We start from the raw sequence: 9560 nt of genomic DNA on the forward strand, positions 1-9560 counted from the left end.
ATTGTGTTTCGATAGATTTTTATTAAATAGCATTTGCGGCAGCTGGTTTCTGATTAGCGCCAGTTTTATAGATTGTTTTGGTACGATAGAGTTGATATAACAAATGCGCCTGGTACGTACCGAAGAAGGATATAACGATTAGATTTAGGCTAGATTATATCGACAGCGCCATATGACAGCTACCTTATAGCTATCACATACAGGCACCAAAAAAGCTAAGAAATTTAATAAAGTAAGCGCTATTTTAACACGTCCTGCTCGGTTTTTGCCTTGGCAAATATCTACTCACCGCCCTTGTATCCATCAGCGCCATAACCATATATAATGACGGCACACTTAATTGGGCGATACTAAATTAGGTAGTACTTAGTCGGGTAATGACAAGGCCACGAGCTAAGCTTTGGCTAATGCGCACTAATTATCGAATATTCCATAGGTCAAAAAATTATGTTATCAAAGATTATAGGCAGTGTGGTTGGCACCAAAAATGACCGCGAACTAAAACGCATGCGTAAAGTGGTCAGCAAGATCAACGCACAAGAGGCTGAAATACAAGCCCTGTCTGATGAGCAACTACAACAAAAAACGGCAGAGTTCAAAGCCCGCCACCAAAAAGGCGAAAGCTTAGATGCACTATTGCCAGAGGCGTTTGCCGTCTGCCGCGAAGCCTCATTGCGTGTCAATGGTATGCGCCACTATGACGTACAGCTGATCGGTGGTATCACTTTGCACGAAGGCAAAATCGCTGAGATGAAAACGGGCGAAGGTAAAACCCTAATGGGCACCTTGGCGATGTATCTCAATGCCATCAGTGGTAAAGGCGTGCATTTGGTCACGGTCAACGACTATCTTGCGGCGCGTGATGCGGAGCTCAACCGTCCGCTCTTTAACTTTTTGGGCATGACTGTCGGTGTGATTTACTCACAGCAGCCGCCACAAGAAAAGATCGACGCCTATCAAGCCGATATCACGTACGGTACCAACAACGAGTACGGTTTTGATTATTTGCGTGACAACATGGTCTTTAGTCTAAAAGAGAAAAAACAGCGCCCGCTGAATTTTTGTATCATCGATGAGATTGACTCAATCTTAATCGATGAGGCACGTACGCCGCTGATTATCTCAGGGCAAGCCGAAGACTCTTCGCGCATGTATGCGCTGATTAACACCATCATTCCACGGCTTAAGCGCTCAAAAGACGAAGAAGCCAATAAAAATAACGAAGATGAAGATTTTTGGATTGATGAAAAAAACCGTCAGATTGAAATCAGTGAAAAGGGTTACGAAAAAATTGAGCGCTTCTTAGTCGAAGTGGGCGAGCTGGGTGAAAACGAAAGCTTATATAGCCCAAGCCGCTTGCCGTTATTGGCTCACGTCCAAGCTGCCATACGTGCGCATCATGTATTTGTCAAAAACGTCCACTATATCGTCGATGAAGGCGAGGTGGTCATCGTTGATGAAAACACAGGCCGTACTATGCCTGGTCGCCGCTGGTCAGAAGGTCTGCATCAAGCAGTAGAAGCCAAAGAAAACGTTGAAATCCAAGCAGAAAACCAAACACTTGCAACCACCACATTCCAAAACTACTTCCGTCTATATGACAAGCTGTCTGGTATGACGGGTACCGCTGATACTGAAGCGGCAGAATTTAAATCTACTTACGATCTAGATGTCATCGTCATTCCAACGCATGAGCCGATTGCTCGTATCGATATGGATGATCAGATTTTCTTAACCAAGTTAGGCAAATACAAGGGCATTATCCGCGAGATTAAAGACATTCAAGCCAAAGGTGCACCTGTGCTGGTCGGTACAGCGACCATTGAAGCCAGTGAAGAACTGTCTTATTTGCTCGATCAAGAAGGCGTGAAGCATAACGTCCTAAACGCCAAGCAGCATGAGCGTGAAGCTGAGATTATCGCACAGGCTGGTAGCCCAAAATCAGTGACGATCGCCACCAACATGGCAGGTCGTGGTACGGATATTATCCTTGGTGGTAATTGGCAGTCGTTTATTGAAGATGTCGATTCGGTCAGTCCAGAGGAGATGCAGCGCTTAAAATCACAGTGGCAGGTAAAGCACGATCAAGTGGTAGCGGCTGGCGGTCTACATATCATTGGTTCTGAGCGCCATGAGTCACGACGTATCGATAACCAGTTACGTGGTCGTGCTGGTCGTCAGGGTGATCCTGGGATGTCGCGCTTTTTCTTATCGCTCGAAGATGATTTGATGCGTATCTTCGCAGGCGATCGCGTGGTCAATATGATGCGTGCCATGGGTCTCAAAGAAGACGAAGCCATCGAGCACAAGATGGTCTCAAAATCGATCGAAAACGCGCAAGGTAAAGTTGAGAGCCGCGATTTTGATGCGCGTAAGAATCTGTTGAAATACGATGACGTTGCCAACGAGCAGCGTAAAGTTATCTATGGTCAGCGCGATGATTTGCTTGCCGAAATGGACTTATTAGAAGCCATTGAAGTGATGCATCATGAAGTCTATAACGCCATGATCAACCAGTTCATTCCGCCTGGCTCTATCGACGATCAGTGGAACATTGACGGATTAGAAGATGAGCTTGAGGACGAGTTTAAAGTTACGATGCCGATCAACGATTGGCTAGATGAAGACCGCCGTCTAGATGAAGAAGGACTGCGTGCTAAAATTATTCAAACAGCCATAGAGCGTTATCACAGCCGCCGTGAGCAGATGGGTGAGCAAGACGCCGCCCAGCTTGAGCGTCATTTTATGCTACAGAGTCTAGATAAGCACTGGAAAGAGCATTTGACACAGATGGATCAGCTGCGTAAAGGTATCCACCTGCGCGGTTACGCACAGAAAAACCCTGAGCAAGAGTACAAGCGTGAATCATTTGAATTGTTCCAAATGATGCTAGGTGCCATCAAGTCTGAAACGGTACAAGATTTATCACGTGTTCATATCCCAACCAAAGAAGAGCTAGAGGCGTTGGAAGCTCAGCAGCGTGAGAATGCTGCGCATATGCAAATGCAGTTTGAACATGATGACGTAGATAATTTAGATAGCAACGTAAACAGTGCCGCCGCTCAGCCGCAACCACAAAACCGCAGCCTTAGTGGTACGGCAGCAGCTGGCGCTGCTATGGCAGCCAGTGGTGCCAGTGGTAGCAATGCCAAAGAGCCAAACCCGTATGCTGGTATGAATATCAGTCGTAATGCCCCTTGTCCTTGTGGTTCAGGGCTCAAGTACAAGCAGTGCCACGGCAAAATCTAATCAGTATGGTCTTTTAATCATTAGCAACTATGATTAAAGTCTGTAGACTGCTAAATAGCAAGCCCTTATCTCAACCAGATAGGGGCTTTTTTATATCTTATAAAGGCTGCTTGTTCTATAATTTACTGTTCTATAGCAGATGAATACTTTGTATTGATTGCTTACAAATTCAGCATAGGCGTGAATTTATGGACACGCTATAGTGTTTAGCATATTTATTTGGGAGAGCGTTATGAGTTTAGAATTATTAAAAAAATTGCGTACCTCAGTCGCATTGACGGGGTTGCTCGCTGGTGCATTAACGATCAGTGCCTGTCAGCAACAATCAGAGCCAGAGTCAAGTATGGAAGATGGTGTCAATGCTGAAGAATCTGTACCAATGTCAGCTGAGCCTGCTGAGCCAAGTGATGTCGTTGTAAATACTGAAGATGCCTCACTTAATGAAGTAGAAGATGATACGGTCGCATCGGTAAACAGCAGCGTGACGCAGGTATCGTATCTGTGCTCACCTGAACTAAAAGTCGAAGCCACTTATAAAGAAGATGCCAATCAAGTGGTCGTTGCCACTGATATGGGAACAGTAACACTGAATCAGACCAATGAAGGCAGTAATCCAGAAGTGTTTGAAGTTGCCACAGGGTTAGATGGCGGTGAAGGTTTTACTCAGTGGCGTGTGGCGCATGAAGAACGTGAAACTGGTGTCATGCGTACGGCGGGTGCGGATGAGTCAACCGTGAATACGTTTGAATGTAATAAAGTATAAAAGTTTGACTGCTGTAAATGTCATAATAAAAAAGCAACGCGAGATTAGCGTTGCTTTTTTATGTCAGTAATTTATATGCTTGCTATCAACGCCAAAGGGCTTATTTTGGTCGAGTAGCATTGGCCTCATGTGCCAAAAACCCTTCTTCAGTCACATCGAGCTCTTCATGTTTCAACTCTACTTGAATACTATCGGTATGGATATGTGTGCTCTTATTGACATCAATTTCTTGGACGGCGTAGGTATCTTTAGTAATAGTTGCTACTTGGCGTGATAGAACGATTTCAATCGGCTCGTTACCAACCTCTATTTGTTTACCATTGACGGTCACCACGGCTTTACTATCTAGTGAGGGTTCAACATGACGCAATATATCTCTGTCATCATAGTTACCTGACAGTAATTCTTGACTCTCTGCATCATGATACTCAGTGCGAATGGTAATGTATTCTTCTATAAGCTCAATAGGCACTTCAATGGTCTTGGTGCGGGCATGCTTGGTAACAGTCACTTTACCAACGTCTAGGCGCTCTTTATTGATGACAGGTCGCTCTTCTAATAGCTCCAAATGCCCAACATTGACGACATTGGAGGTTTTATCAGCTAGTGTGCTTTTTTGGCTTTCCAAATCGTCTTGGTATAAGTTTTCTGTGTGGTCAGTAGTCATTTTTATTTCCTTATAATTATAAGATGATGAATCGGGCAAAATGCAATGTTAACGAATGATATTGAATTTATTACTATCATTAATCATTACTATAATAACTCACGTCCCCATATTATCGATACAAAAAAGACCAGAGACATGCTCTGGTCTTAATCTGCTAAGTCAAAATGCTTAGCTACCTATTATTATCACATCTCATAATGAAATCACAATGACATTAAAAGACGCAAAGTATCAGGGTATTACATACCACGAGCGCGGCGTACATCATCTGCTGTGATATCATCACGGTCAACTAAATTGCCTTCACGGTCGACCACATTACCGTCATTATTAACGTCTAGCTCTTCGCGCTGGATAGTCTCAACGATAGTTTCAGTATGACGCTCTGTTGTTTTACCAACATTAACTTCTTCAGACACATAAGTGTCTTTACCAACACGAGCACGTTCTGCTTCTAACTCAACTTCAACGGTATCATTAGTATCCATATCACCGATGCGGCGGTCTGTTGGGCGATCAACGCTAGTGCGCTGAATATCAGCATGTTCTTCTTCTAGCTCAACCTCGACATTGCGCTCTTCAGTCACAACATGTTTGCCAACTTTTACAAGGCCTGCAACGATACGGTCTTTATTGACAGTTAAACGCTCTTCTAAAAGCTCTAGTGTGTTTGGTGCATCATAAGAATGGTCTGCGATGTCTACGCGCTCTTCAGCTGGAACGGTATCAGCAGTAAACGCTTGACGATCTTTTTCGTATTGCTCTTTATAGCTGTACTGATAGTCGTGGTCATATACTTCCATGGCTTCTACTTGAGACTTGGTCAAGCTATCGAAGAAAACATCATCACCAACAATACGAGCAAGACCCGCTGGTACTAATACCTCTTTTGAGCTAAACCAGCCACCTGCATCAACGATTAGGTAACGAATACGGCCAGTAGTGTCTTCTACTAACGCACCTTCAATTTTACCGATTTTTTCTTCATTAACGCCGTAAGCAGTTTTGTCTGTTGGATCATAATAGTCATCACCGATTAGGTCACGATGAGTGGCTTGAATATCTTTTAAACGGATTAGTTGGCTCATTATTGTCTTCCTTTTTTATGAGTTAGTATTTGTAAAAATTATTTTATAAATGGATATTCTTAAAATTGCTGATGAATACTTATTTTAAATTCTGGGCAAAAATTACTTCAATAATCGAATTTCAATAAGTAAGTTAAGAGATATATCACAACATCTCTGCATCAACTTGTAGCCATCCTAACACTATGATTTTGGATGAAATACATGAGCAAGGTAGCAAAATGTGCGCTTGGGGTAATTACATGTAATAGGCTGTAAGTGGTATAACATAGGTGGGGTACAACTTAACGAGTCTTAACACAAAGAAATGTTTGAAGTTAACGTTGAATCAATAGACACAAAAAAACCGCAGAGCAATGAGCAATGCGGTTCTTGAACAAAAGATAAATACCAATAAATGCGTGAAGTTAAATGTTACGAGCTATCTGAGCAACGACACGCTAGTATTGCTTTTACTTAAGGAAGCTCAATAGCAACGGCAACTGCTTCGCCGCCACCAATACAAAGTGTCGCAACGCCTTTTTTGCCGCCGGTACGCTTGAGAGAATTGATGAGTGTCACTAGGATTCGTGCACCTGAACAGCCTACTGGATGACCAAGCGCACAAGCGCCGCCTTCAACGTTAACTTTGGCGTGGTCGATGTTTAGCTCGTCCATAGCCGCCATAGTGACCATCGCAAAAGCTTCGTTAATTTCCCATAGATCCACATCAGCGACTGACCAGCCAGCATTTGCTAGTACTTTTTCGATGGCACCGATCGGAGCGATGGTGAATTCGCTTGGGTGACGAGAGTTTGAAGCAGTGGCAACGATGCGAGCTTGATAATCCAGACCTTCAGCCTTTGCTTGTGACTCTTTCATGACGACGACAGCAGCAGCACCGTCTGAGATTGAGCTGGCATTGGCTGCAGTGATCGTACCGTCTTTTGCAAATGCTGGGCGTAAGCTTGGGATACGATCAGCATTCGCTAGGCCTGGTTGCTCATCAGTATCGACCGTTTGCTCGCCTTTACGAGTTTCAAACGTCACAGGCTCAATTTCATCTTTGAAGTGATTGTCTTTGATAGCGGTTAGCGCGCGACTGAGTGATTCGATGGCAAACTCATCCATCTTTTCACGTGTATAGCCTTTTTTATCCGCCATTTCTTGAGCGAACATACCCATGAGCTTACCAGTCTCAGCATCTTCTAGACCGTCTAAGAACATATGATCTTTGACTTCTTTGTGACCCATGCGGTAGCCACCACGCGACCCTGGCATCAGATACGGTGCATTGGTCATTGACTCCATACCACCAGCTACAGCAACATTGAAGCTACCAGCTTTGATGCCATCATGTGCTTGCATGACGGCTTTTAGACCTGAGCCGCATAGCTTGTTAATGGTGACCGCGCCAGTCGCGTCAGACAATCCAGCTTTGCGCATGGCTTGACGGGCAGGGCCTTGACCCAAACCTGCAGTCAAGATACAACCCATGATTACTTCATCAATATCATCGACACTAACGCCTGAGCGTTCGACAGCGGCTTTGATTGCAGCAGCGCCCAAATCGCTAGCACTCATGTCTTTTAGTATGCCTTGGAAGCCGCCCATTGGTGTACGTGCGCCGTTTAAGATTACAATTGCATCATTTGACATCGTTATTATTCCTTATTTACGTATTTTAAATGAAAGTGCCTCATAGAGAGGTAGAGGTAAGGGCTGGTTCGCTGTTACTCTTTATCAGTTAGCACTTGCCTGGTTCACTGATAAAGGGGGTGATAAGCGTGGCTTGCTAAAATTATGTTTTAAGCCAGCTCATCTAAGCGAATGCGTACTACTTTATCAGTAATGGTCTCTAATTTTTCAATTTTTTCGATAGCGAGATTCATCTGACTCTCGACCACAGGTAGGGTTAAGATAATGACAGGTACTTGACCAACTTTATGCGCAGGTTTCTGTAGAATGGCATCGATATTGATACCTGCATCGCTTAGGATGCGAGTGATGTCCGCTAAAACACCTGGGCTATCATAAGCATGTACACGTAAGTAGTAACCAGTAATCATCTGCTCAGCACGTAATATTGGTGTGTCTGAGAGTTGCTCAGGGATAAATGCTAAGTGCGGTACATGGTGTCCACGATTGTTTTGCTCGCTGCTGTTTTGCTCGTCGCCACTTTTGCTACCTAATACACGGACGAGATCCATGACGTCGGCCATCACTGCCGAAGCAGTAGCACCAGCACCAGCGCCATCACCGCAGTAGAGTGTTTGCCCAAGTGGATGTGAGTTGACCAATACCGCGTTTTTTACGCCGTTGACATTGGCAAGCAACGCATCTTGTGGAATAAGCGTTGGATGTACACGCAACTCAACGCCAGCATCATCACTGTTGCCTTGACCATCACGGCGTACTGCAAATCCTAAATGTTTGATGCGATAGCCAAGCTCTTCGGCGTAGTTGACATCTTGTAGTGTGATACCAGTGATGCCTTCACAGTAGACTTTGTCAAACTGTAGCGGGATACCAAAGGCAATCGAGGCAAGCAAGGCTAGTTTGTGCGCCGCGTCGATGCCTTCCACATCAAAAGTTGGATCTGCTTCTGCATAACCCAGCTCTTGCGCCTCCTCTAGTACGTCGGCAAATGGGCGACCTTTGTCACGCATTTCGGTCATGATAAAGTTGCCAGTACCGTTAATGATACCTGCGAGCCAATCAACTTTATTGGCAGCAAGCGCTTCGCGCATCACTTTGATAATTGGGATACCGCCTGCCACCGCTGCTTCATAAGCAACATGGACATTATTTTCTTCAGCAAAGGCAAAAATCTCATTACCGTGTTCAGCCAATAGCGCTTTATTTGCAGTTACGACATGCTTACCGTTTTTAATAGCTTGCATGATGACGTCTTTAGCCAAGGTCGTACCACCAATCACTTCGATAACGATATCGACATTGTCGCTTGCCGCAATTGCCATCAAGTCACTGTTTTGCATGATGCTGGTATCAATATCATCACGCTGACGGCGCGTACCCACTTCGGTAATAATAATATCGCGTCCACTACGGCGTTTTAGCTCATCTAAATTGTCATTGATTAGGTTGATCACACCTGTTCCGACGGTGCCTAAACCAAGTATCGCTAGTTTGATGGAATTGCTCACAGTATCCTCAAGAGGTTAAATATAATGAAGCAGGCATAACGCTGGGGCAATAGCAAATGAGTCTGCGGCATAACACCGGCAGTCTATAGGCATTTTCTAGTGCTACTTTGCATACATACTTCATTATAGTTGAATAAAAAATGCTCAGATAAAAGGGTATTGCTAATTTTGCATCGCGCTTTATCGTATCATACCGACAAGCAGTTGTGACGTCTACACAATGTCGATAAGGTTATATAGGGTATAGATTATAGAATAACTATCGTGCTCATCTGTACTTGGCATACTCAGATATTGCTCAAGCGGTGCTGTCTTATATTTAAATCCATTCATATAAACGGTAGATATTAGAATATATTAAAAATATCACATGTTAGGATTAAGTATTAGTTTGCACCGACAGCTTGCGCCAGTTGTGCTGCAGGTAAATAGCCACCTACTTGCTCGCCTGCTTCAGTAAAGATGGCAGGGGTACCGCGTACACCCAGTCTTGATCCTAGAGCCATATGCGCTTGCACAGGGGTAGCACAGCTAGGCGCTTGCACATTGGCACCCATTTTTGCTTGATCCATCGCTGCGTTACGATCCTGACTACACCAAATCGCTTCCATTTTTGGCACAGACTCTTGACTGCGTGGCCATGC

Annotated in this window: 7 protein-coding genes; 2 read left to right on the top strand and 5 right to left on the bottom strand. The window is 44.4% G+C overall.

Annotation, left to right across the window (positions count from 1 at the left end):
• The first annotated feature begins 447 nt into the window (after positions 1–447).
• Both secA and B3V51_RS02360 read left to right on the top strand, forming a co-directional pair.
• Positions 448–3249: a preprotein translocase subunit SecA gene (secA, locus tag B3V51_RS02355; RefSeq protein WP_286707903.1), complete on the top strand. Its 2802-nt coding sequence runs from the start codon at positions 448–450 to the stop codon at positions 3247–3249.
• A gap of 232 nt (positions 3250–3481) precedes the next feature.
• The gene (locus B3V51_RS02360; RefSeq protein WP_212563955.1) at positions 3482–4012 is read left to right on the top strand and encodes a hypothetical protein; all 531 of its coding nucleotides are present in this window, start codon (positions 3482–3484) and stop codon (positions 4010–4012) included.
• A 100-nt stretch (positions 4013–4112) separates the two neighbouring features.
• Here B3V51_RS02360 and B3V51_RS02365 read toward each other — a convergent pair whose 3' ends face one another.
• From B3V51_RS02365 to B3V51_RS02385, 5 genes are all read right to left on the bottom strand, one after another.
• Positions 4113–4679: a YsnF/AvaK domain-containing protein gene (locus B3V51_RS02365; RefSeq protein ID WP_212563954.1), complete on the bottom strand. Its 567-nt coding sequence runs from the start codon at positions 4677–4679 to the stop codon at positions 4113–4115.
• 242 nt (positions 4680–4921) lie between these two features.
• A complete protein-coding gene (locus tag B3V51_RS02370) occupies positions 4922–5770 on the bottom strand; it encodes a DUF2382 domain-containing protein (RefSeq protein ID WP_240365855.1) in 849 nt (282 codons plus the stop codon).
• A gap of 456 nt (positions 5771–6226) precedes the next feature.
• Positions 6227–7408 (bottom strand): thiolase family protein, encoded by a 1182-nt coding sequence (locus B3V51_RS02375; RefSeq protein WP_252962645.1) that lies wholly within the window; start codon positions 7406–7408, stop codon positions 6227–6229.
• A 149-nt stretch (positions 7409–7557) separates the two neighbouring features.
• A complete protein-coding gene (locus B3V51_RS02380) occupies positions 7558–8916 on the bottom strand; it encodes a homoserine dehydrogenase (RefSeq protein ID WP_240365856.1) in 1359 nt (452 codons plus the stop codon).
• A gap of 386 nt (positions 8917–9302) precedes the next feature.
• Positions 9303–9560 (bottom strand): thioredoxin fold domain-containing protein (locus tag B3V51_RS02385; protein WP_286707904.1); only part of this gene is annotated, 258 nt, incomplete at its 5' end.

Origin of the sequence: Psychrobacter sp. UBA2514, from assembly GCF_002341255.1 — a bacterium.
In the GTDB taxonomy this organism is placed as follows: domain Bacteria; phylum Pseudomonadota; class Gammaproteobacteria; order Pseudomonadales; family Moraxellaceae; genus Psychrobacter; species Psychrobacter pacificensis.